This is a genomic window from Curtobacterium sp. PhB142 (genome assembly GCF_004341255.1).
Classification (GTDB): domain Bacteria; phylum Actinomycetota; class Actinomycetes; order Actinomycetales; family Microbacteriaceae; genus Curtobacterium.
Window position 1 is genome coordinate 127,216 of the sequence record NZ_SLUT01000007.1, and the last position, 23,044, is coordinate 150,259.

At 71.8% G+C, this 23,044-nt stretch carries 25 protein-coding genes; 19 read left to right on the plus strand and 6 right to left on the minus strand.

Annotation, left to right across the window (positions count from 1 at the left end):
- The first annotated feature begins 78 nt into the window (after window positions 1-78).
- From EDF31_RS14790 to EDF31_RS14805, 4 genes are read left to right on the plus strand one after another with little or no spacing between them, the layout of a single operon-like run.
- Window positions 79-351 (plus strand): hypothetical protein, encoded by a 273-nt coding sequence (locus EDF31_RS14790; protein WP_131846664.1) that lies wholly within the window; start codon window positions 79-81, stop codon window positions 349-351.
- Between the two features lie 2 nt (window positions 352-353).
- The gene (locus tag EDF31_RS14795) at window positions 354-887 is read left to right on the plus strand and encodes a type II toxin-antitoxin system VapC family toxin (protein WP_131846665.1); all 534 of its coding nucleotides are present in this window, start codon (window positions 354-356) and stop codon (window positions 885-887) included.
- A gap of 37 nt (window positions 888-924) precedes the next feature.
- A complete protein-coding gene (locus tag EDF31_RS20040) occupies window positions 925-1,464 on the plus strand; it encodes a hypothetical protein (protein ID WP_165901440.1) in 540 nt (179 codons plus the stop codon).
- 52 nt (window positions 1,465-1,516) lie between these two features.
- Window positions 1,517-1,942: a hypothetical protein gene (locus tag EDF31_RS14805; protein WP_123291822.1), complete on the plus strand. Its 426-nt coding sequence runs from the start codon at window positions 1,517-1,519 to the stop codon at window positions 1,940-1,942.
- A 117-nt stretch (window positions 1,943-2,059) separates the two neighbouring features.
- Here the strand turns inward: EDF31_RS14805 and EDF31_RS14810 are convergent, their stop codons facing one another.
- Window positions 2,060-2,800, minus strand: coding sequence for an SDR family NAD(P)-dependent oxidoreductase (locus EDF31_RS14810; protein ID WP_131846667.1), 741 nt, complete (start codon window positions 2,798-2,800; stop codon window positions 2,060-2,062).
- A 101-nt stretch (window positions 2,801-2,901) separates the two neighbouring features.
- On the opposite strand from EDF31_RS14810, the gene EDF31_RS14815 reads away from it, so the two are divergent.
- The 5 genes from EDF31_RS14815 (at window position 2,902) to EDF31_RS14835 (ending at window position 8,321) form a co-directional block, all read left to right on the plus strand.
- On the plus strand, window positions 2,902-3,744 hold the full coding sequence (locus tag EDF31_RS14815) for a helix-turn-helix transcriptional regulator (protein ID WP_131846668.1): 843 nt from the start codon (window positions 2,902-2,904) through the stop codon (window positions 3,742-3,744).
- Window positions 3,745-3,921: 177 nt separating this feature from the next.
- On the plus strand, window positions 3,922-4,911 hold the full coding sequence (locus EDF31_RS14820) for an alpha-L-glutamate ligase (RefSeq protein ID WP_131846669.1): 990 nt from the start codon (window positions 3,922-3,924) through the stop codon (window positions 4,909-4,911).
- Between the two features lie 108 nt (window positions 4,912-5,019).
- Window positions 5,020-6,072 (plus strand): LLM class flavin-dependent oxidoreductase, encoded by a 1,053-nt coding sequence (locus tag EDF31_RS14825; protein WP_131846670.1) that lies wholly within the window; start codon window positions 5,020-5,022, stop codon window positions 6,070-6,072.
- Window positions 6,072-7,379 carry a PLP-dependent transferase gene (locus EDF31_RS14830; protein WP_131846671.1) on the plus strand — a complete coding sequence of 436 codons (1,308 nt, stop codon included), beginning with the start codon at window positions 6,072-6,074 and terminating at the stop codon, window positions 7,377-7,379. The genes EDF31_RS14825 and EDF31_RS14830 overlap by 1 nt, the downstream gene beginning before the upstream one ends.
- A 9-nt stretch (window positions 7,380-7,388) precedes the next feature.
- Window positions 7,389-8,321, plus strand: a complete 933-nt coding sequence (locus EDF31_RS14835; protein WP_111084697.1) for a 4-(cytidine 5'-diphospho)-2-C-methyl-D-erythritol kinase — start codon at window positions 7,389-7,391, stop codon at window positions 8,319-8,321.
- A gap of 12 nt (window positions 8,322-8,333) precedes the next feature.
- Here the strand turns inward: EDF31_RS14835 and EDF31_RS14840 are convergent, their stop codons facing one another.
- The gene (locus EDF31_RS14840; protein WP_131846672.1) at window positions 8,334-9,986 is read right to left on the minus strand and encodes a glycosyltransferase family 39 protein; all 1,653 of its coding nucleotides are present in this window, start codon (window positions 9,984-9,986) and stop codon (window positions 8,334-8,336) included.
- Window positions 9,987-10,081: 95 nt separating this feature from the next.
- On the opposite strand from EDF31_RS14840, the gene EDF31_RS14845 reads away from it, so the two are divergent.
- The 6 genes from EDF31_RS14845 to EDF31_RS14870 are packed head-to-tail and all read left to right on the plus strand — an operon-like array spanning window position 10,082 to window position 15,351.
- Window positions 10,082-11,137 carry a HesA/MoeB/ThiF family protein gene (locus EDF31_RS14845; protein WP_165901441.1) on the plus strand — a complete coding sequence of 352 codons (1,056 nt, stop codon included), beginning with the start codon at window positions 10,082-10,084 and terminating at the stop codon, window positions 11,135-11,137.
- A 52-nt stretch (window positions 11,138-11,189) separates the two neighbouring features.
- Window positions 11,190-11,606, plus strand: a complete 417-nt coding sequence (locus tag EDF31_RS14850) for a TOBE domain-containing protein (protein ID WP_123291829.1) — start codon at window positions 11,190-11,192, stop codon at window positions 11,604-11,606.
- A complete protein-coding gene (modA, locus tag EDF31_RS14855) occupies window positions 11,603-12,412 on the plus strand; it encodes a molybdate ABC transporter substrate-binding protein (RefSeq protein ID WP_131846674.1) in 810 nt (269 codons plus the stop codon). The genes EDF31_RS14850 and modA overlap by 4 nt, the downstream gene beginning before the upstream one ends.
- Before the next feature lie 3 nt (window positions 12,413-12,415).
- Window positions 12,416-13,216: an ABC transporter permease gene (locus EDF31_RS14860; RefSeq protein ID WP_131846675.1), complete on the plus strand. Its 801-nt coding sequence runs from the start codon at window positions 12,416-12,418 to the stop codon at window positions 13,214-13,216.
- Window positions 13,213-14,238, plus strand: a complete 1,026-nt coding sequence (locus tag EDF31_RS14865) for an ABC transporter ATP-binding protein (RefSeq protein WP_131846676.1) — start codon at window positions 13,213-13,215, stop codon at window positions 14,236-14,238. The genes EDF31_RS14860 and EDF31_RS14865 overlap by 4 nt, the downstream gene beginning before the upstream one ends.
- Window positions 14,239-14,250: 12 nt before the next feature.
- Window positions 14,251-15,351, plus strand: coding sequence for an ionic transporter y4hA (locus EDF31_RS14870; protein ID WP_131846677.1), 1,101 nt, complete (start codon window positions 14,251-14,253; stop codon window positions 15,349-15,351).
- A 139-nt stretch (window positions 15,352-15,490) separates the two neighbouring features.
- On the opposite strand, the gene EDF31_RS14875 is transcribed toward EDF31_RS14870, so the two are convergent.
- The 3 genes from EDF31_RS14875 to EDF31_RS14885 are packed head-to-tail and all read right to left on the minus strand — an operon-like array spanning window position 15,491 to window position 18,243.
- On the minus strand, window positions 15,491-15,730 hold the full coding sequence (locus EDF31_RS14875; RefSeq protein ID WP_123291834.1) for a MoaD/ThiS family protein: 240 nt from the start codon (window positions 15,728-15,730) through the stop codon (window positions 15,491-15,493).
- Between the two features lie 3 nt (window positions 15,731-15,733).
- The gene (gene moaA, locus EDF31_RS14880) at window positions 15,734-16,798 is read right to left on the minus strand and encodes a GTP 3',8-cyclase MoaA (protein ID WP_131846678.1); all 1,065 of its coding nucleotides are present in this window, start codon (window positions 16,796-16,798) and stop codon (window positions 15,734-15,736) included.
- A gap of 5 nt (window positions 16,799-16,803) precedes the next feature.
- On the minus strand, window positions 16,804-18,243 hold the full coding sequence (locus EDF31_RS14885; RefSeq protein ID WP_131846679.1) for a glycosyltransferase family 87 protein: 1,440 nt from the start codon (window positions 18,241-18,243) through the stop codon (window positions 16,804-16,806).
- 21 nt (window positions 18,244-18,264) lie between these two features.
- Between EDF31_RS14885 and EDF31_RS14890 the strand changes: the two genes are divergently transcribed.
- The 4 genes from EDF31_RS14890 to pheA are packed head-to-tail and all read left to right on the plus strand — an operon-like array spanning window position 18,265 to window position 21,658.
- Complete coding sequence (locus EDF31_RS14890; RefSeq protein ID WP_207896239.1) at window positions 18,265-19,647, plus strand: molybdopterin-dependent oxidoreductase; 1,383 nt, start codon at window positions 18,265-18,267, stop codon at window positions 19,645-19,647.
- Window positions 19,644-20,093, plus strand: a complete 450-nt coding sequence (locus EDF31_RS14895) for a hypothetical protein (protein WP_123291837.1) — start codon at window positions 19,644-19,646, stop codon at window positions 20,091-20,093. The genes EDF31_RS14890 and EDF31_RS14895 overlap by 4 nt, the downstream gene beginning before the upstream one ends.
- A 9-nt stretch (window positions 20,094-20,102) precedes the next feature.
- A complete protein-coding gene (locus EDF31_RS14900; RefSeq protein WP_131846680.1) occupies window positions 20,103-20,648 on the plus strand; it encodes a MarR family transcriptional regulator in 546 nt (181 codons plus the stop codon).
- A gap of 53 nt (window positions 20,649-20,701) precedes the next feature.
- The gene (gene pheA / locus EDF31_RS14905; RefSeq protein ID WP_131846681.1) at window positions 20,702-21,658 is read left to right on the plus strand and encodes a prephenate dehydratase; all 957 of its coding nucleotides are present in this window, start codon (window positions 20,702-20,704) and stop codon (window positions 21,656-21,658) included.
- A 268-nt stretch (window positions 21,659-21,926) separates the two neighbouring features.
- Here pheA and EDF31_RS14910 read toward each other — a convergent pair whose 3' ends face one another.
- Complete coding sequence (locus EDF31_RS14910; RefSeq protein WP_123291840.1) at window positions 21,927-23,003, minus strand: diacylglycerol kinase family protein; 1,077 nt, start codon at window positions 23,001-23,003, stop codon at window positions 21,927-21,929.
- Window positions 23,004-23,044: the final 41 nt, after the last annotated feature.

Here is a 23,044-nt window from a genome sequence, read left to right on the forward strand (position 1 = left end):
CGGATCGGCGAAATACGGAATGTTTGGTACCGTCCGTTCGGTGCTCCTACGGTTGATCACATCGACCAAGGAGACACCATGCAGCCGACCGAACCACGCCGACCGAACCGCCGCGGCCTGACCGAGGAACAGCTCACAGCGGGACGTCGTCGCGCCCTGCTCAGCGCGGACCCCGGTCGGCAGCGGGGGCCGAAGATCTCCACCGAAGCCGAACGGCAAGCGCTGTTCGCTCGGATGCCGCGACCTGAAGGCACGTTCGAAGAACGCCGCGAGCGCCGACGACGAGCGATCGAGTCGATCGATCCGGACTGCCGGGCCGAACCCATCGCGCGCATCCGCCAGGTGCGCTGACCGTGTTCGAGCGACTCGGATCCGATGAGTTCGACGAGCATCGGGTACTGGAGTTCGACGGATGCACCAGCAGGCCGGATGCCGTCCTCGTTGAGACGAGTTTCATCCAGTGCGTGCTGCACCGTGCGGAGCCGCACCATGTCGGGGCGTCAGCGTTCTGGGACCACCTTGACCTGGCCGACACGCGGATCCTGTACAGCGCGTTCACCGAGTTCGAACTGTTCGAATCGGCCCACCACCGGGGACTGCAGGCCGCACGTCGCCATGTGGCTGCATGGCGAGACCTGCTGCGGTCGACGCAACTGCACTGGGTCGGGATCGATGACGTCAGCGACGGAGTCCCCGGGCTGATCGAGGAGTTCGGCCTGACAGCCTCGGGTGCCGTGCACGTCGCCACGGCTTTCCATTGGGAAGTCGACGGCTTCGTGACGGTCGATCCCGCGTTCGGCGTCGTGGACAAGGAGCGCCTCCCGCTGATCATCGACGCCGAGGGTGCGCAGCTGGCGCGTCGCCTGCGGGCAGGTTCCCAGCGCTGATCCGCGATGGCGGTGTCCTCCGGCCTACGATGACGGCATGACCGACGGAACGGTTCGCTCGCACGCGCAGGGGATGGCGCCGGACCGTGTCCTCGCGGCGACGGGCAAGTCACCGGACGAGTGGCACGCGCTGATCGACACGGCGGGCGGAGCCACCATCGGGCACGCTGCGATCGCGTCGTGGATCGTTGGTCAGGGTGTCGAGCCATGGTGGGCGCAGGGCATCACCATCGGGTACGAACAGGCTCGTGGGCTCCGCGTCCCCGGGCAGCGCTCGGACGGCACCTTCGCGGTGTCGGCCTCACGGCAGGTCCCCGGTGAGCGCGAGGCGGTGCTCGATCGGATCGTGCCGGTGTTCGCGACCGCACTCGGGTCCACGCCGACGTCCGAGCGCCGCGGCGGCAAGCGCCCGTCGGCCCGGTGGACCTTCCCCGACCGCGAATCCGTGCTGCTGAACACCGAGGACGGTCCCAAGCCCGACACCGTTCGCATCTCGGTGCAACGGGAACGGCTCACCGGACCCGAGCGGATGCCCGACGCCAAGGCCGAACTGCAGCAACTGCTCGCCGGACTCTGAGCCCGCGAACGGGGGAGCGCGCGCAGGACCCGCGGACCCCTACGATCGGCGGGTGCGTCGCATCACCCTTTCCCAGTGGCTCGCGATCGTCGCCGTGCTCGGCGGGCTCGTCATCGAGTTCTTCGCCGTACCCGCTGTCGTGCGGGACCCGGCGAACGACGCGGCGTGGGCGGGTGCGGTCCTCGGGGTCGCATTTCCGGTGTTCGGTGTCGCGGTCTCAGCGTTCCGAGACGATCCGAGCGACGTCGATGACGACTTCCGGCCGCCGATGCGCCTCGACCGGCTGGGCCGGGTGGCCGAGGGGGCACTGGCCGTGACGGCGTTCACCGCCGCCTGGGCGGTGACACGGCTGCACCACAAGCCCCTCGACTCGGCGTTGTACAGCGCGGTGATCGCCTCGGCGCTTCCGCTCGCGAGCCGTGCCCTCGATCGGCTCGCCCGTCGCCGTGGTGAGCAGGCCGACGGCGCTGACGACTGACGCGCTCCTCGCACCGTGCGAGGCACACCACGCGTGGTGCGAGGTTCCGTGGTCGGTGCGAGCCGAAGTGCCTCGCACGGAACGCGGAACCTCGCACCGTTCGAGGCGTCGCCCGGGTCAGTGCGCGCGCGACGCCATCGCCTCGAAGATCTGCTGGTGCGTGCCGTCGCGCTCGGCGAACCGGAGCGGCAGCACGTTCTGCACCAGGATCTCGGGCGAATCGCCGGCGGACAGCAGCCCGATGACCTCGTCGGCGAAGGCGTCGAGCGGCATGCCACCGAAGTCCGCTCCGCCCATCAGATCGGTCGACACCGCCGGCGGAGCGAGTTCGAGAACCGACACCGGGGTGCCGAGCAGCTGCTGACGGAGCGACTGCGTGTACGAGTGGATGCCGGCCTTGGTGGCGTTGTACGTCGGCGTCGCGGTGAGCGGGACGAACGCGAGGCCGGACGAGACCGTGACGATGGTCGAGGCGGGCTGTGCCAGCAGATGCGGCAGGAACGCGTCGATGAGGCGGATCGTGCCGACCAGGTTGGTCTGGATGATCTCGAGCGCGTCGTGGATGTGGTCGGGGGACCGCAGGTCCTCGTTGCGCATGATCCCCGACATGGTGACGAGGGCGTCGAGCGACGGGTACGCCTCGAGGACGGTGACGGCGGCCTTCTCGATCGATGCGGCGTCGCTCACGTCGATCTGCACGGTGCCGAAGCCGTGCTCGGCGGCGAGCGAGTCGAGGAGCGACTGGCGGCGCCCGCCGATGACGACGGTGCTGCCGGCGGCCTGCAGGCGCTGGGCCAGGGCGAGACCGATGCCGGAGGTCGCGCCGGGGATGAAGACGGTGGAGTTCGTGATGTCCATGTCCACCACCATGCGCTGTCGTCGGCAACCCATCCAGACTTCGGTCATCGGGGGATCGGCGATCCCTGGCACGGCGGCGGGAACCGGACGATGATCGATCCATGGACCGCGCTGCACTCGCCGACTTCCTCCGCCGTCGCCGCGAACTGCTGCGCCCCGAGGACGTCGGCCTCGGCCAGGGGCCGCGACGCCGGACCCCGGGGCTCCGCCGTGAACAGGTCGCTGCCCTCGCCGGCATGTCCGTCGACTACTACACGCGTCTGGAACAGCAGCGCGGCCCGCAGCCGTCGGAGCAGATGATCGCCGCGATCGCCCGGGCGCTCCGCTGCAGCCTCGACGAACGCGATCACCTGTTCCACCTCGCGGGGCAGAACGCGCCGACCCGGTTGCACCGCGCCGACCACGTCGACCCCGCGATCCTGCGGGTGCTCGACCGGCTCGAGGACACCCCCGCGATCGTGGTCAGCCACCTGGGCGAGACGCTGGTCGAGAACCGGCTCGCGGCGGCGCTGCTCGGGTCGTCCGTCAGCCTGCCCGGCAACGAGCGCTACCAGGCATGGCGGTGGTTCGTGACCGGCGACGAGCTCGCGAAGTACGCGCCGGAGCAACACGAGCGACTGGCCCGGGTCGTGGTGGCGTCGCTGCGGGCGGCGGTGGGGCTGGCCGGACCGGGGGACCGTCGGGCCACCGAGCTGATCGCCGAGCTCGAGACCCGCAGCCCCGAGTTCCGCGAGCTCTGGGCACTGCACGAGGTGACGAGTCGCTGGTCCGACAACAAGACGATCGTGCAGCCGCAGCTCGGCCGGATCACCGTCGACTGCCAGGTTCTGCACACCGACGACCAAGCCCAGGCGCTGTTGCTGTTCACCGCACCCCCAGGATCCGAGGACGCGCAGAAGCTCGAGCTCCTCGGCGTCGTCGGTCAGCAGGCCTTCGCGGGCTGACGCCCCGCACGGTGCGCGTCCGTCCGGCTCGTGCGAGGTTGACCACTCGGTGCCGCCCTACAGGCCGGCACCGAGTGACCAACCTCGCACCACGAAGACGCACCCGGGCGCTCCACGCGAAGCAACCGCGCGTCACACACTTGGCCGCGTGCGGTATACCGTGCCTAGGGTGGGCGGGTGAGCACTCCCCGCGTGTACGTCATCCACGAGAACCCCGAGTGGTTCCCGCCGCTCGCCGCAGCCTTCGAGGCCGAGGGCGTCCCGGTGCAGGAGATCCTGCTGACCGAGGGACAGATCGACCTCGGTGCCGAGCCGGAGCCCGGTGTGTACTGGTCCCGCATGTCGGCGTCGAGCCACACCCGCGGCCACGAGCACAGCAAGGAGTACACCCGCGCGGTCCTCGGCTGGCTCGAACGATCGGGTCGCCAGGTCGTCGGCGGCAGCCACGTGCTCGAGCTCGAGGTCTCCAAGGTGGCCCAGCACGGTCTGCTGCAGCACGCCGGGTTCGACGTGCCACGCACCACTGCCGTGTTCGGCACGACGACGCTCAAGCAGGCCGCGCGCACCTTCACGAACGGCCAGGACGTCCCGTTCATCACGAAGCACAACCAGGGCGGCAAGGGCCTGGGCGTCCGGCGCTTCGACTCGCTCGCCGAGTTCGACGCCTACGTCGACTCGCCGGAGTTCGAGGCGCCGGTCGACGGCATCACGCTGCTGCAGGAGTTCCTGACGGCCCGTGAGCCCTTCATCACCCGTGTCGAGTTCGTCGGGGGCGAGTTCGTGTACGCCGTCCGAGTCGACACGAGCGCCGGCAGCTTCGAGCTGTGCCCGGCCGACGCGTGCGAGGTCCCCCAGGTCATCGCTGGAGCGGTCTGCGACGTGCCGGGAGCCGAACAGCCGAGCGCGTTCAGCGTCCGGACCGAGGTCACCGCCGAGCACCCGCTCGTCCAGCAGCTCCGCACGTTCCTCGCCGACCAGCGCGTCACGATCGCGGGCGTCGAGTTCATGGAGACCACGGACGGCCGCACGGTCGTCTACGACATCAACACGAACACGAACTACAACCCCGCCGTCGAGGAGTCCGCGCCGGCCTCCGGTCCGCGTTCCATCGCGCGCTACCTCGGTGGCCTGCTGGAGACGCAGTACGCGGCGCAACTCACGGCCTGAGCACGCAAGAACCACCGGACAGGAGGCCCGTGGCGGGCCCGCCACGGGCCTCCCGTCCGTTCCGCGCCCCTTCCCGGGCACTCCCCACCTCCCCAAGGAACTCACCCCGTGCGATTCGGATACTGGACCCCGCTCTTCGGCGGCTGGCTGCGCAACGTCGACAACGAGAACATGCCGGTCACCTTCGACTACGTGAAGCGGCTGGCGCAGCGCGCCGAGCGGATCGGCTTCGACCTGACGCTCGTGCCGGAGCTCAACCTCAACGACATCAAGGGCACGGCGGCGCCGTCGCTCGAGGCCTGGTCACTCGCCGCGGCCATCGCGGCGACGACCGAGCGCCTCGAGATCATGGCGGCCATGCGCCCCGGCTACCACCTGCCCGCGGTGACGGCGAAGCAGGCGGCGACGATCGACGACATCTCGTGCGGCCGATTCACGTTCAACGTGGTGAGCGCGTGGTGGGCGGAGGAGGCCAAGCAGTACGGCGGCATCTTCTCGGAGCACGACGACCGCTACAAGCGGACGGCGGAGTTCGTCGAGGTCATGAAGGGGATGTGGCGGGAGACGCCGTACTCGTTCTCGGGCGAGTACTACGACATCGAGAACGCGCACCTCGAGCCGAAGCCCCGCGTGACCCCGCGCATCTACGCCGGCGGCGAGAGCGAGGCGGGCAAGGCCGCGATCACCGGGTACGCCGACGCCTACGTGACCCACGGCGGCACGGTCGAGGAACTCCGCACGAAGATCGCCGAGATGAAGCAGCGCCGGGTCGACGCCGGACTGCCGCCGTTCGAGGCGTTCGGCATGGCCGCGTACGTCATCGTCCGCGAGACCGAGGAAGAGGCGCAGGCCGAGCTCGCGCGGATCACCGACGTGCAGCACGGCAACGCGTACGAGTCGTACCAGGACTTCATCTCGAAGTCGCAGCTCGAGCACGTCCCCTCGCTCGAGGACTACTCGGTGTCGAACCGCGGCCTGCGCCCCGGGTTCGTCGGCACGCCGGCGCAGGTCGCTGCCCGGATCAAGGAGTTCGAGGACGCCGGGGTGGACACGCTGCTGCTGCAGTTCTCGCCGCAGCTCGAGGAGATGGACCGCTTCGGCGAACAGGTCATCCCGCTCGTCCGCCCGTCGGTGGCCGCGCCGTCCGAGGCGGTCGTCTGATGAGCACGACCGAGGAGGAGTGGGCGTTCGAGACCCGGCAGATCCGCGCGGGCTTCAAGGCCGACCCGGGGTTCGGTGGCAACGTCCCGCCGATCGCCCAGACCGCGGCCTTCGTCTACCCGTCCGGTGAGGACGCGGCGGACCGCTTCATGCTCAACGCCGCGGGGCACACGTACTCGCGCGTGAACAACCCGTCGGCGGCGGCGCTCGAGCGTCGGATCGCGGACCTCGAGGGCGGTGTCGGCGCCCTTGCGCTTGCGTCCGGCCAGGCGGCCACGTCGTTGGCCGTCCTCGGCGTCGCCCGGGCCGGTGACCACGTCGTGTCGAGTGCCTCGCTGTACGGCGCGACGTACACGCTGTTCGCGTCGACGCTGCACGACCTCGGCATCGCGTTCACCTTCGTGCAGGACCCCACGGACCTGGACGAGTGGGCTGCCGCGGTGCGTCCGGAGACGAAGGCGTTCTTCGGGGAGTCGATCCCGAACCCGCGCGGTGACGTCCTGGACTTCGCCGGGGTGGCCGGGGTCGCGCACGACGCCGGCGTCCCGCTCATCGTCGACAACACCATCGCGACGCCGTACCTGGTCCGTCCGATCGAGCACGGTGCCGACATCGTCGTGCACTCGGCGACGAAGTACCTGGCCGGTCACGGCAGCGCCATCGCCGGGCTCATCGTGGACAGCGGCAACTTCGACTGGGCGGCTTTTCCGGAGCGGTTCCCGCAGCTCGCGACCGCCGAACAGTCCGGGTTCGCGAACACGAACTTCGCCGAGAAGTTCGGGCGGCGCGCGTTCATCCAGCGCACTCGGTCGAAGCTCTCCGCCGACCTCGGTCCGGCGATCGCCCCCTTCAACGCCTTCCTGGTGCTGCAGGGCATCCAGACGCTCTCCCTGCGGATGGAGCGGCACGTGTCGAACGCCGCCGCCGTCGCGTCGTGGCTGGACGCGCACGACCAGGTGCTCGGCGTGCACTACGCGGGACTGCCGTCGTCGCCGTGGCACCACCTGCAGCAGCGGTACGTGCCGAAGGGGCCGTCGGCGGTCCTGGCGTTCGACCTGGACGGCGGGGTCGAGGCCGGACGGCGGTTCGTGGCCGCCCTCGAACTGTTCGACCACGTGTCGAACATCGGTGACGTCCGGTCGCTCGTCGTGCACCCGGCGTCGACGACCCACGTGCAGATGACGTCGTCGGAGCGGGCTGCGGCCGGTGTCGGCGACGGGCTCATCCGGCTGTCGATCGGCCTCGAGCACATCGACGACGTCCTCGCCGACCTGGCGCGGGGCTTCGCGGCAGCCGCAGCGGGATAGGTTGGGGGCATGACCACGTTGGCCGCCCCGACCCGCGTGCGGACGCGCGCCCCCGGCAAGATCAACGTGTTCCTGTCCGTCGGTGCGCTGCAGGACGACGGCTACCACGACGTGGCGACCGCGTACCAGGCCGTGTCGCTGTACGAGGACGTCACGGCCGAGCACGCCGACGACTTCTCGGTGACCTTCACCGGCCCGATCGACACGTCGAACGTGCCGGTCGACGAGTCGAACCTGGCGATCCGTGCGGCCCGGCTGGTGGCCGACGCCGCTGGGCACCGGGGCGGAGTCCGGTTGACGATCGACAAGCAGGTGCCGGTGGCCGGCGGCATGGGTGGTGGCTCGGCGGACGCCGCGGCCACGCTGCTCGCCGTGGACACGCTCTGGGGCACCGCCCTCGGGCGTGAGGAACTGCTCCGTCTCGCCGCGCAGCTCGGCGCGGACGTGCCGTTCGCCTTCGCCGGTGGCACGGCCGTGGGCACCGGCCGCGGCGACGAACTCAGCCCCGCGCTGGCGAAGGGCGAGTTCCACTGGGTCCTTGCCCTGAGCGACGACGGGCTGTCGACCCCGGCGGTCTACCGTGCGCTCGACGAGCACCGGGAGCGCTACCGCGCCGACATCGCACCGGCGCCGTCCCACCCGGTGGTGGAGTCGAACGTGCTGCAGGCGCTGCGTGCCGGCGACCCCGACCTGCTCGCCGACTGCGTCCACAACGACCTGCAGGCCCCGGCCATGCGGCTGCAGCCCGGACTCGCGTCGACCCTCGAACTCGGCGAGAAGGCCGGAGCGCTCGCGGGTCTGGTGTCGGGCAGCGGTCCGACGGTGGCGTTCCTGGTCGGTGACCGTGACGCCGCGCTCGAACTGCAGGTCGAGCTCAGCGCTGCCGGCCTGGTCGCGCTCCGTGCCACCGGACCGGTGCACGGCGCCCGCCTCGTGCACTGACGGCGACGACCGTCAGCGGCTGTACTTCCACAGGATGACCGTGTCCGTGTGCCAGTACCGCACCACGTGGAAGCCCTGGTCCTTGAGCGTCTCGGAGACCTCGGGGCGGATGTTCCGCGACTTGGCGCCGACGAACCAGACGGTGTCGATGTCGGCCAGGCGTGCCGGCACGGTCGTGGCGATGTCGCCGTTCACGTTCCAGAGCTCACCACGCTGCGCACCCGTGCTCGCCACCGCCAGGTCCCGCATGCCGCTGAAGGCCTCGGGGTAGGCGTCGGCGATGACCTGCGCCGTCGCGGTCGGGTGTTCCCACACGCTGCCGTAGATCACCCCTTCGTCCGAGTCGGTGGTCACGTTCCGCTCGCGTTCGATGATCGCCGCCGCGTTCGCCCAGTGCGAGGACTGCTTGGCGTGCGGCAGCCGCACGATCGTCGACGTCGGCACGGACACCAGGACCATGGCCACGACGGCCATCGCGATCCAGCGTCGCGGCCGGATGGCCGTGATCGCCAGTCCGATCAGGAGCGCCACGAACGGCAGGCTGATGCTCGCGTACTTGGGGGAGTACAGGTGCTCGCCGGCGGCGGTCGCGGCGACCAGCAGCGCGGTGGGCACGATCGTCAGGGGCACGGCGACCCGGACGGCCTGCATGCGGAGCACGTCGCGGGCGGCCGGCGACGGGCGTCGGGCCGCGCGCACCGCCAGCACGACGGCGACGATCATGAGCAGCCACCCGAGGGCGGCGTACGGGTAGACGACCCCGAACCACGCGGTCGCGAACACCTGGCGCAGGGTGGCCCACCCGATGCCGGTGATCCAGCCGACCTGCTTGGCCTGACCGGCGGCGAGTCCGATGAACGGCAGGACCACGACGGCCGCGGCGGAGGCGGCGACGGCCCAGCGGACGACGACGGCGCGGTCCACCATCGCCGAGGGCACCGTGCCACTGCGATCCGTCACCGTGGCCTGCCGTCGGGCCGCCCGGTCGGCGACCCCGGTCCACGCGAGCACGACGCCGTGCGCCACGACGGCGAGGGACAGGTACACGTTGAACAGGACGGCCACGGCCGCCAGCACGCCGTAGACGACCCACCACCGCGTCGCGTGGTGCCGCACCCGGGTGCGACGGACCGCGGTCAAGCCGACGAGTGTGAGCAGCGCGGCGAAGGTGGTGACGGTCGCGTACGGGCGGCCCTCGGTACCGGCCCAGGCGACGCGGGGCAGCAGCAGGAAGACCAGACCGGAGACGACCCCGAGCCGGACACCGCCGAGCCGCCGGCCGAGCGCCACCACGAGGGCGGCGGCGATCCCGATCGCCAGGGCACTCGGGAAGCGGAGCGTGAACGGGGAGTAGCCGACCAACGCGAGCCAGACGTGCATGAGCGCGTAGTACAGGCCGTGCACGGCGTCGACGTTCTGCAGCTCCGCCCAGAGCGCCGGCCAACTGCGCTGCGCACTCGTGAGGGTGGCGGCTTCGTCGTACCAGACCGACGGCACCCACGTGAAGGCGGCGGCGACGACCACTCCGACCACTCCTACGGTGATCTCCGGCGCACGCACCAGGGTCCGCACGGTCGACAGGGCGAGTGCCCGGAGCCGTGCGCGCGTCGACGCGTCCGACGTCGTGCGTCGGACCGTGACGGTGCCGGTGCGGGGAGAACTCACGCCCGCGACCGTACCGAGCGGCACTGAGCATCCGCCGCGTCCACCCGCTGAGCATTCACATGCAGGGATTCGGTGCGACCGGCCAGAATGACGGGATGGACCCCCTCGTCGCCCCCGTCGCAGCGCTCTCCCCGTGGCGGACACGGCTCGGCTCGCGGACCGCTGCCCTGTCCGACGTCGGCGGCATCGGGCTCCGCCGGCTGGCCGCTTCACGCGTCCTGGTGGTCGGCGCCGGCGGGCTCGGGGCGCCCGTCGTCGCGTACCTCGCGGGGGTCGGGCGGCTCACGGTCGTCGACCCCGACGTGGTCGACGCGTCGAACCTCGCACGCCAGACGCTCTTCACCGCGGCCGACGTCGGATCGTCGAAGGCCGAGGTCGCCGTCGCCCGCGCCCGCGCCGTCGACCCGGAACTCGACGCCGTCGCCGTGGTCGGGTGCTTCACCCCGGAGCTCGTCGCCGGGCACGACGTGGTCGTCGACGCGGCGGACTCCGTCCTGGTCACCCGGGCGGTCTCGGACGCCTGCGCCGACGCGGGCGTGCCGTTCGTCTGGGGCACGGTGCTCGGTCACGACGGCCAGGTCAGCGTGTTCCGCGACGCCGGACCGGAGGGCGTCGACTTCCACGACCTGCACCCCGAGGCCCTGCCCGACGAGGGCTCCTGCGCCCTGGACGGCGTCGTGCCGGCACTGTGCGGCGCCGTCGGAGCGGTGATGGCCGGACAGGTGCTGGCCCTGGTCACCGGCACCGGCGAACCGCTGCTCGGACGCGTCCTGACCGTCGACGCGCGCCGCTGGCGGTGGAGCGAGAGCCCCGTCCGGCGCGGGCCGGCATCACGCCGACCCGTCGTGGTCGCTCCCGCTCGGACCGACCGCATCGCGCCGTCGGCGCTCGCCGCACGCCTGGCCGACCCCGCGGACCCGGTGGTCGTCGTCGACGTGCGCACCGACGCCGAACGGGCGGACGGCGTGGTCGCCGGAGCCGTTCCGGACGACGCCGACGCGGCGGACGTGGTCGTCTACTGCGCCCGTGGTCCGCGCGCGGACGCGTGGGCTGCCGCACAACCGGCCTGGAGGCACGTGGCGGTCCTCGACGGCGGGTTCGAGGCCTGGCGCCGCGAAGGGTTGCCCGTGGCGATCGGGCACACGTCCTGATCCGACACGATCGGGTCCAGAGCGCCGCTTCCGCGGCTAGGATCGTCGCATCATGACGCAACTGCGGATCCGCGATGCTGCTGCCTTCCTCGGGGTGAGTGACGACACCGTGCGCCGACTCGTCGACGGCGGCACCTTCGACCGGGCCACCGACGACGCCGGTCGCGCCGTCGTCGACGGTCGGCAGGTCGCCGAGTACGCCCGGGCACGGAGCTCCGAGCTGGCCGCACCGGACACCGGCGTGAAGAGCTCGGCACGGAACCGCTTCGTCGGCATCGTCACCGACCTGGTCGTCGACACCGTGATGGCGCAGGTCGAACTGCAGTGCGGCCCGCACCGCGTCGTCTCGCTCATGAGCGCCGAGGCGGTGCGCGACCTCGGGCTCGAGGTCGGGTCCGTCGCCGTGGCGTCCGTCAAGGCCACGATGGTCACCGTCGAGGCACCCACCCACCAGGAGGACCCCCGATGACCCGTCGTTCCCGCACGCTGCTCGTACCCCTCGCCGTCGTCGCGGCGCTCGGCCTGGCGTCGTGTTCCACCGCCGACGCTCCGGCGGGGTCGTCGTCGCCGTCGTCGTCCTCGTCGTCGAGCGCCGATGTGTCGGGTTCGATCACCGTCTTCGCCGCAGCGTCGCTCCAGAAGACCTTCACCACGCTCGGCAAGCAGTTCGAGGCCGCCCACCCGGGCACCTCGATCGAGTTCTCGTTCGCGGGGTCGAGCGACCTGGTCACCCAGATCCAGAACGGCGCCCCCGCCGACGTGTTCGCCTCCGCCGACGAGGCGAACATGGCGAAGCTGTCCGCGACCGACCTGGCGAGCGGGTCACCGGAGGACTTCGCGACGAACGTCCTCGAGATCGCCGTCGCGCCGGGCAACCCGAAGGGCATCACGAGCCTCGACGACCTGACCGGCTCCGACGTCCAGCTCGTCACGTGCGCCGCCCCGGTGCCGTGCGGCGCCGCGACGGCGAAGGTCGAGTCCGCCTCGGGCGTCGACCTGCAGCCCGTCAGCGAGGAGCAGTCCGTCACCGACGTGCTCGGCAAGGTCGAGTCCGGTCAGGCCGACGCCGGGTTGGTCTACGTGACCGACGTGCAGGGTGCCGACGGCAAGGTCGACGGTGTCCCGTTCGACGAGTCGAGCAAGGCCGTCAACACGTACCCGATCGGCGTGCTCAAGGCGTCCGAGGACCCGGAGCTCGCGCAGGCGTTCTCCGACTACGTCCGGTCCGCCACGGGCCAGAAGGTGCTCACCGCCGCCGGGTTCGGGAAGCCGTGACCCGTGGCCTCGCGGGCTGACGGACGGCCACCGGTCGCCTGGTGGCTCCCGCTGCCCGCGGTGCTGGGCGGCCTGTTCGTCGTCGTCCCCGTGCTCGCGATGCTCGGTCGGGTCGACTGGTCGTCGTTCGTCGCCCTCGTCACCTCGACGGCGTCGCTCACGGCCCTCGGGCTCAGCCTCGGCACCGCGCTGACCGCCACGGCCGTCGCGTTCGTGCTCGGGTACCCGCTCGCCGTGCTGTTCGCCCGGTCCCGGTCACGGTGGGTGGGCGTCGCTCGCGCCGTCGTGCTGCTGCCGCTCGTGCTGCCGCCCGTCGTCGGCGGGCTCGCGCTGCTGGCGGCGTTCGGTCGCCTCGGGGTGGTCGGGGCGTTCCTCGACGACCACGGGCTGCACATCGCGTTCACCACCACCGCGGTCGTCATCGCGCAGACGTTCGTCGCCATGCCGTTCCTGGTCTCCTCGATCGAGGGCGCGCTCCGCGTCGAGGGGGACCGGTACGAGCGGGTCGCCGCCACCCTCGGCGCCGGTCCCACCCGCACGTTCCTCACCGTCACGACCCCGAGGGTCCTGCCCGGCATCGTCTCCGGCCTGGTGCTCTGCTTCGCGCGCGCACTCGGCGAGTTCGGTGCGACCCTGACGTTCGCGGGCAGCCTGCAGGGGGTCACCCGGACCCTGCCGCTGGAGATCTACCTGCAGCGCGAGGTCGACCCGGACACCGCTGTCGCACTGGCGGTCGTGCTCGTCGTGGTCGCCGTCGTGGTCATCGGTGCCTCGTCGCTCCGGACCCGGGGCGTGGCAGCGTGAGCGGGGTCACCGCACGCATCGTCGTCGAGCGACGCGGGGTCGACGTCGCCCTCGAGGTCGCGACGGGGGAGTGCGTGGCGGTCATCGGGCCGAACGGCGCGGGCAAGTCCACCGTGGTCGAGGCCCTCGCCGGCCTGCTGCCGATCGACGCCGGACAGGTGGTCCTCGGCGGCACCGTGGTGTCGGACCAGCGGCGGACCGTCCCCGCCCACCGCCGCCGCATCGGACTCGTCGCCCAGCGGCCCGACCTGTTCCCGTTCCTCGACGTGGTCGGCAACGTGGCGTTCGGCCCGCGCACCGCCGGTGTCCGACGGGCCGCGGCCCGTGCCCGCGCGCTCCGTGCCCTGGCGGCCCTCGGCATCGACGACCTGGCGGGACGGAGCCCCGATGCGCTGTCCGGCGGGCAGGCCCAGCGCGTCGCCATCGCCCGGGCGCTCGCCACCGACCCGGCGGTCCTGCTGCTCGACGAACCGACGTCGGCGCTCGACGTCGCCGCGCGTGACGAGGTCCGTGCAGCCCTCCGGACCGCGATCTCCGGGCGCCCGAGCGTCCTGGTCACGCACGACCCGGTCGAGGTCGTCGCCCTGGCCGACCGGGTCGTCGTCGTCGAGCACGGCCGGGTCGTCGAGGACGGCACCCCAGCGGCCGTGCTCGGACGGCCGACGAGTGCCTTCGCGGCGGCGTTCTCCGGACTCGCACTGGTGCGCGGGACCGCCACCGCGGGTGGGATCGCGACCGACGGCGGGGGCGAGTTGGCGTCGGGGACGCACGCCGTGCCTCCCGGTCGGCCCGCCCTGGGCGCCTTCCACCCGACGGCCGCCGTGCTCACGCGGGACGGCGCCGGACCGGCGCGCACCGTCACGTCGCTCGAGCCGCGGGACGGTCTGGTGCGGGTGCGCGCTGGCGACCTGGTCGCGGACCTGACCCTCGCGCGCGTCACGGCGCTCGGGGTCGGACCCGGCGACGCGGTCCACGTCGACGTCCCGGCGTCCGAACTGGCGGTGTACGCGCCGCGCGGTTGAGACAATGGACGGATGACCTCCTGGTTCCCCAAGGCGTGGCCCGTGGCCATCCCGATCCTGGCGGCCGTCGTGCTCGCGTTCTCGTACGGCCGCTACGGACTCGGCACCGTGGTCGTGGCGATCGTCGCGGTCGTGCTCGCCGCCACCGTGCTCGCGGCGGTGCACCACGCCGAGGTCGTCGCGCACCGGGTCGGGGAACCCTTCGGCTCACTCGTGCTCGCCGTGGCGGTCACGATCATCGAGGTCGCGCTGATCATCTCGCTGTCGAGCTCCGGCGGCGCCCAGGCCGAGACCCTGGCGCGCGACACGGTGTTCTCGGCCGTGATGATCACGATGAACGGGCTGGTCGGCCTCGCGATCCTGATCGGGACGCTCCGGCACAACACCGTGCGCTTCAACCAGGAGGGCGCGAGCGCCGCGACGATGACGGTGGCCGCGCTCGCGGTGCTGACCCTGGTGCTGCCGACGTTCACCACCGGCACCGACGACGCGTCCTTCACCGGGACGCAGCTCGTCTTCGTGGCCGTGGCGTCGATCGTGCTCTACGGCCTGTTCGTGGTGACGCAGACCGTGGCCCACCGCGACTTCTTCCTGCCCGTGAACCGTGCCGGCGGGGTGCTCGTCGAGTCCGAGGACGCCCACGCCGCACGCCCGTCCGGTCGCACCACCCTGGTGTCGCTCGGGCTGCTGGTCGTCGCCCTGGTCGCCGTCGTCGGGCTCGCCAAGGTGGAGTCGCCCGCGATCGAGGCCGGCGTCGCCGCGGTCGGCTTCCCGCCGTCGTTCGTCGGCGTCGTGATCGCGCTGCTCATCCTGCTGCCCGAGGGCATCGCGGCGTCGAAGGCCGCCGCCCGCAACCGGATCCAGACGAGCCTGAACCTGGCGATGGGGTCGGCGATGGCGTCGATCGGTCTGACGATCCCGTCCATCGCGGTGGCGTCGCTGTTCATGCCGGGCACGCTGCTGCTCGGGCTCGGGTCGTCGCAGATCGTGCTGCTCGCGCTGACGATCGTCGCCGCGGTGCTCACCGTGCTGCCGGGTCGGGCGACGCGACTGCAGGGCGGGGTGCACCTGGTGATCTTCGCCGCGTTCATCGTGCTGTCCGTCTCGCCGTAGAGGGTGGCGGCGCGGCGGCGGCGAGGCTGGCCGGCGGCGTACCTGGTCGGATCGGGCGTACCTGGTCGGAAGTTCTGACCCGGTATGCCCGGAAACACCAGGCATCGCGGGCGTTCTGGGAAAGAACGAGCGGGGGCGCTCAGCCGCCGGCGAAAGGGGGCATGACGTCGACGACCGCGACCCCGGACAGCGCGGTGGCCCGGTCGCGGGTGGTCACGCCGTCGACCAGGTACGAGCACCGCTCCTGCAGCGCACTCCAGCGCGAGGGGTCGGTGGCGGTGACCTCGCGCAGCGCCTCGTCGAGCGTGCCGGCCGCGGTGGTCAGCGTGTCCGCGCCGACCGCCGCCCGGGCAGCGGCGAAGAACCGGATCGTGGTCATGTCTCAGCCGCCGATCGCGCTCATGCCGCGCGTCGGGTGCACGAGCTCGTCGCTGTCGTCGCCGTGGTCGCGAGGCTTCGCCCACATCGCCCGGCGCCACAGCTCGGCCAGGTCGTCGTCCGAGACCCCCGCGCGCATCGGGCCGAGCACGTCGGTCTCCGCGTCGGAGAACAGGCAGCTCCGGACGTTGCCGTCGGCGGTCAACCGGGTGCGGGTGCAGTCGGCGCAGAAGGACTCGGTGATGCTCGCGATGATGCCCACGGTGCCGAGCAGCACGCCGATGCCCGACGCAGCGGCGTGGTCGCGTGCGTGCACCCGGTACCGCTCGGCCGGGGCGCCGTCACGCGGGGCCTCGTCCGGCGTCAGCACGAACGACGACGCCAGCAGCGCCCGGGTCTCGGCAGCGGTCACCATCTCGGTGCGGTCCCAGGCGTGGTCGGGATCGAGCGGCATCTGCTCGATGAACCGCAGCTCGTAGCCGCGGTCGAGGCACCAGCGCAGCAGCTCCGGCGCGGCCTCGTCGTTGATCCCGCGCAGCAGCACCGCGTTGACCTTGATGTCGAGGCCGGCGTCGTGGGCGGCGGACAGCCCGGCGATGACCTTGTCGAGGAACGGGCGGCGGGTCACGGTGGTGAACACGTCCGGGTCGACGGTGTCGAGCGACACGTTCACGCGCCGCAGCCCGGCGTCGTACAGGGCCTGGGCGCGGTGGGCGAGGCCGATGGCGTTCGTGGTGAGCGACAGTTCCGGGGCGTCGGGCAGCGCGGCGCACCGGGCGATCACGTCGACCAGGTCGTGCCGGAGCATCGGCTCGCCGCCGGTGAACCGCACCTTGCGCACGCCGAAGCGCGACGACCCGATCCGGACCAGCCGCTCGATCTCGGTGGCGGTCATCAGGGCGTCGTCGGGGGCGAAGGGCAGCCCGGCGGCCGGCATGCAGTAGGTGCAGCGCAGGTTGCACCGTTCGGTCAGCGACACCCGCAGGTCGATCGCACGGCGCCCGAAGCGGTCGACGAGCCCGGCGGACGCCGGGTCCACGGTCGTGCCGAGCAGGGTCGCGGGTGCCATGCGGCTCAGCGTACGTGCTCGACGCTCTGGAACGACAGCCGTTCCCACCAGCGCCGCCAGTCCGACCGGCTCGTGCGCAGGAGCGTCACCACCACGATGACGGCCACGGCGGCGAGCAGCCACCACCGGTACGCGTCGGTGGAGGGCCACACGCCGCGCAGGGCGATCGCGAGCCCGATCGACAACCACTCCCACCGGCCGGACAACACCACGAACGGGATGAGGAGCAGCGCGTACCAGGGGTAGCGCGGGGTCACGGCGAGGAACGTGACCCCGATCATCAGGACCTCGCCGGACCACGGCCGCGACGGGTCGGACAGCCGCCAGGCCACGAAGGCGGCGAGCAGCACGGCGAGCCCGACCACGACGGTCGCGGCGTCGCCCCGGAAGACCAGCGACACCAGGGCGAAGCGCGAGCCGTCCTCGTAGCCCTCCTCGCTCAGGTAGCCGGGCAGGTACCCGAGCACGTCGAGCCCCGTCGTCAGCACGTAGGGCACGTAGAGCAGGCCGAACACGGCGATGCCGACCGGGATCGCCCACCAGGAACGCCACCGGCCGAGCAACGGCGGGTACACGATCGCGGGGATGAGTTTGGTGGCCGTGGCCGCTCCGAGCGCGATCCCGCCCCAGATCGGTCGACCGAACGCGACGAGGACGGCACCCGCGGTCGCGAGCGCCGCGCCGAGGGCATCGACGTGCGAGTTCGTCACGGCCTCCGACGCCACGAGCGGCGACCAGGCCCAGAGCGCCGCCCACCAGGTCGGACGACCGGTCTTCCGCAGCACCACGACGAGGGCGATGGTCACCACGAGCGAGAGGAGCAGGCCCGCCACCTGGAACGGCATGTACTGCGCGGTCGCCGGCACGAACGCACGGACCGCGGCGAACCAGAGCTGCGCCATCGGCGGGTAGATCGTCGTCACGTCCGGCCGGTTGATCGCGGTGCAGTGGCCGTCCGCGCCGTCGCCGAGGCCGCGGAACCGGGGCTTGAGGTCGTCGCACGTGCCGTTCACCTTGTCCGGGAACAGCCAGTCGGGCCGCAGACCGGACAGTGCCGTGGACTGGGGGGTGTGCGCGTAGGGTGAGACTCCGGCATGCTGGACGATGCCGTCCCACGCGTACCGCGCCGAGTCGGTGCTGGTGCTCGGGGGGCCGGCCAGCGCCGCGAGGCCGACCACCACCGCCCCGACCATGACCACGGCGGTCATCCACCGGGCGGGCACGAACCGCAGCGCGAGCACGGCGATCACGAACACCGTCCAAGCGATCAGCGTCCACGCAACGAATGACGAACGAGTGTCGGATCGGAGGAACCCCAGATGCGTGACGCCGAAGGCGATGACGCCCGCGAGGGCCAGTACCCCGACGACCGCGCCCACGACGGCGAGGCGGGCACCGGGTCCGACGGCGGAGGACGGTCGGACGGCACGCAGTCGGTCGCTCATGGTCCGTCGAGGCTAGCGGGCATGCGGCACCTGCTGTTCGAGGCGCGGGCCGCTCTGGCCTCGCCGAACCGGAACGCGCGCTCCGCGGTGGTGCTCGGACGACTGCTCGGCATCGCCTTCGTGGTGTGCTTCGGCACCGGCATCTACAGTCACCTGCTGCAGGAGCCCCTCGGCTGGATGCGGTTCCCGACCCGGCCGACGCAGCTCTACCAGTTCACCCAGGGCCTGCACATCACCACCGGCATCGCGATCATCCCGCTGCTGCTGGCCAAGCTCAACACCGTCATGCCCGCGCTGGTGCAGGTCCCGCCGGTGCGCGGCGTGCTGCACCTGTTCGAGCGGCTGTCGATCGCCGTGCTCGTGTCGGCCTCGATCATCCAGGTCACGACCGGCCTGCTCAACACCTACCAGTGGTACCCGTGGCCGTTCCCGTTCCGCCAGGTCCACAACGCGATGGCGTACGTGATCATCGGGTCGCTCATCATCCACATCGCGTCGAAGCTGCCGGTGATCGCCCGCTACTGGCGGAAGCGCGACTCCTACGACGAGCAGGGCCGGTTCATCGTGGACCCCGCGTCCGGCAGCGAGTTGCTTCCCCCGGTACGGGAGGCCCGCCCCGCGTCCGCCCCGCCGGCTGCGGGTGCCGAAACGACCCAGTCCACGGCCCCCGGCCTGCTCGGCCGCGTGTTCCGCTGGATCGACGGCGTCGACGCGGTCGACGCAGCCCCGGACGAACCGGCGGCCGATGCGCCGGAGCCGACCCGGGCCTCCCGGTCGGTCGAGGAGCGCGCACAGGGCCGACGCCAGCGGATCGCACGACGCGGGTTCTTCGGTGGCGTGACGGCCGCGGTCGTCGGCGTCGTCGCCCTGACGGCGGGGCAGTCCTCGAAGCTCGCCGAACCGTTCAACGTGTTCGGCGCGCGCCAGCGCGGTCTCGGCGCGAACGGCCTGCCGGTCAACCGCACCGCCCGCGCGGCGGGGGTGCTCGCCAGCGCGACCGCCGCGGACTGGACGCTGACCGTCGTCGGACCCGACGTGACCCGGACCTTCGTGCGCGCGGAACTCGTCGCGCTCGGTACCACCGAGGTCGACCTGCCGATCTCGTGCGTCGAGGGGTGGAGTCAGATGGGCAGCTGGAAGGGCGTGCGGATGCGCGACCTGCTCGGCGCCGTGCAGGCCGAACCCGGATCGCACGTGCGCGTCACGAGCCTGGAACGGCACGGCGGCTACCGGATCATGGACATGGGGCCGGAGTACGCCGAGGACCCGACCACCCTGGTCGCGCTGGAGCTGAACGGTTCGACGCTCGACCTGGACCACGGGTTCCCGGCGCGGATCATCGCTCCGGGGCGACCGGGCGTGCTGCAGACCAAGTGGATCGAGAAGATCGAGGTGCTGCGGTGAAGGCCGCGCGGATCGTGCTCGTCGTGCTCGGCGTGCTGGTGATCGCGTTCGGCGCCTACGTCCTGGTGACGTCGGTCAAGCCGAACCGGATCGGTGGGCTGGCGACCTGGCTGCTCGGCGCGGTGATCCTGCACGACGCGATCCTGTCGCCGTTCGTCGTCGGCGCCGGACTGCTCCTGCGTCGCGCGGGGCGGTCGCTCCGGGCGTGGGTGCTCGTCGTGGTGCAGACGGTGATCGTGCTCGGCAGTGTGCTCGCCCTCGTGGTGCTGCCCGAGATCGCGGCGAAGCGGCACGGGCAGAAGAACCCCACGATCCTGCCGTTCGACTACGGCACGCGGCTGCTGATCGTCGAGGGGGTGCTGCTGCTCGTGGTGGTGGCGGTGCTCGTCGTCGGGGTGGTCCGTGCGCGGCGGACGGCACTGGTTAAAGCGACAACCATTCGGTAGGATGCAGACATGACCGACGAGACCCCGTGGCTCACCCGCGAGCAGCTGCGCGCGTGGATGAAGCTCGTGGCCGTCATGGAACTCCTGCCGGCGGCGCTCGACCAGCAGCTGCAGCGTGACGCGGACCTGACGCACTTCGACTACATGGTCATCGCGATGCTCTCCGAGACCGACGGTCGCACGCTGCGCATGTCGGCGCTGGCCTCGGCGACGAACGCCTCGCTGCCCCGGTTGTCGCACGTGGTGTCGCGGCTCGAGAAGCGCGGGCTCGTGACGCGCTGCCCCTCGACCTCGGACCGCCGCGCGACCGACGTCCGGCTCACCGACGCCGGGTACGCCACGATCGTCGAGGCCGCTCCGGACCACGTCCGCACCGCACGCCACGTCGTGATCGACGCCCTGAGTGACGAGCAGGTCGTCCAGCTCGACGGCATCGCGGCCGCACTGCTCACACGGCTCGACCCCGAGGGGCGGTTCGCTGCCCTGACGTACCCGCGCGACGGTGACGACACCGCGATCTGCGAGGCACGGCTGACCGGCGCCAGCACCGACTGAACGGCGCTGTGCGCCCGCGTCTGCGAGCTCGGTCGTTGCAATAGGCTCGGCCCATGACCGACCCCGCCGCGCCGTCCGACACGTACTCCTACCTCGGACCCGCCGGCACCTTCACCGAGGCGGCCCTCAAGCTCGTCGAGGCCGCGGCCGGCAAGCCCTGGCGGAGCGTCAACAACGTCGGTGAAGCCCTCGACGACGTCATGTCCGGCCGCTCGGTCGGCGCGGTCATCGCGATCGAGAACAGCGTCGACGGCGGCGTCAGCGCGACGCAGGACGCCCTCGCCCGGATCCCCGGCGTGCGGATCGTGGGGGAGTACCTCGTGCCGGTCGACTTCGTGCTCGTCGCGCGCCCCGGCACCGTGCTCGCCGACGTCCGCACGGTGAACGCGCACCCGGTGGCGTACGCGCAGACCCACAACTGGCTCGAGGCGAACCTGCCCGGTCACGGCCACATCCCGGCGTCGTCGAACGTCGCCGCCGCGCTCGCCCTGCTCGAGGCGAACCCCACCGCCGACGCCGCCGTCGCACCGCCCGGCATCACCGACCACCACGACGTCGTCGTGCTCGCGTCGTCGATCGGCGACAACGCCTCGGCCGTCACCCGCTTCGTGCTCGTGTCCAAGACCTTGGCGCTGCCCGAGCCGACCGGTGCCGACAAGACGAGCGTCATCGTCGAGCTGCCCGCCGACCACCCCGGCGCCCTGGTCGACATGCTCGAGCAGTTCGCGACCCGCGGCATCAACATGGGGCTGCTGTCGTCGCGGCCGATCGGCGACGAGCTCGGCCGCTACCGGTTCGTCATCGACCTGGACGGGCACGTGCAGGACGAGCGCGTGGCCGACGCCCTGCTCGGTCTCCGTCGGTTCAGCCCGCGCGTGACGTTCCTCGGGTCGTACCCGCGAGCCGACGGCGCGCAGCCCGAGGTGCCGGCGCGCTACTCGGACGCCGCGTTCGTCGAGGCGCGGGACTGGCTGCGCGCGATCGTGTCCGGCGAGCCCGACGTGGGCTGACGCGCGGCGGTGGCTCGTCGGTCGGCGCGTCTGGCGCACGGTGCGGCTCTTGTCGGCCGGTGCGAGGTTGCCCGCTCCGTGCGCCGCTACAACCTCGCACCGAGCACGCAACCGCGCACCAGTCGACCGAGCCCGCACGGTGCGTGATCACCCCGGTCCGCACAGCCGCGCACGTGCTGAACAAACCCGCACGGTGCGTGATCGCCCGCCCGCGCAACCGCGCACAGGCCGAACAACCCCGCACGGTGCAGCGCGGGCACCTCCCGGCTCAGCGCTTGCGGCCGCGCACCCAGCTCGGCCGCGGCTCCACCGTCGGCACCTTGACGGTCAGCGAACCGGGGTCGATCCGCGCACGGAACGCCGTGATCTCGCCCACCGGATCGCCGTCGATCTCGAACTCGTCGGGCTTCTCGAGTCGCAGCGTGAACTCCTCGCCGCGCATGTACCGCAGCGGACGCTCCTGCTTCGCCGCCGTCGTGATGCGTCGACCGATCAGGGTCTCGGACAGGGCCGAACGCCGGAACCAGCGCAGGATCCCGTTCTCCCAGAACACGCGGGCACCGATCCGCACCCAGCCGAAGAAGCCGCGGGGGCGCATCACGACGATGTCGAACACGCCGTCGTCGATCTCGGCGTCGGGCAGGAGCATCGCGTTCGCCTGCAGCATGCCGCAGTTGCCGACGATGACCGAGTGCGCGCGCACTGAACCGTTGCGGGCCGACTCGTCGAGCCGGTACTTGAACTCGAAGCCGTCGGTGTCCCGCACGGAGCGCAGCAGCGAGTCGAGGTACGCGAGCCACCCGACGCGCTTCTTCAGCTCGGGCCGGGTGTTCGCGATCATCCGGGCGTCGAGCCCGAGGCCCGCCATCACGACGAAGCCGAACTGCTCGCGGGCACCGTCGGGCCGCTCGATGCCGATGAGGCCGAAGTCGATCGCCCGCTCGTGGCCGGAGAAGATGGTGTGCGCGCTGCTCGCCAGGTCGTCGAGGGGGAGCTTCATGTTGCGGGCGAGCAGGTTGCCCGTCCCGCTCGGCAGCAGTGCGAGCGAGGCACCGGAGCCGTGCACGACCTCGGCGACGGCGCGCACGGTGCCGTCGCCACCCGCGGCGGCGACGACGTCGGCTCCCGCCTCGAGCGCTGCGCGGGCCATGCCCCCGCCCGGGTCTTCCTCGGTGGTCTCGAACCAGAGCGTCTCGGCCCAGCCGGCTTCCTGCTGGTGCTGTTCCACGGTGGCCTTGAGGGTCGGCAGGTGGACCTTGACCGGGTTGTAGACCACGGCAGCCGTCCGGTGCTCGGTGGGGAGGGCGTCCTGGTCCGCGGGCGCGGTCTCCGAAGGGGTCGACATGGGATCAACGGTACCGATCGGACGCTGCGAGCGGCGGGTTC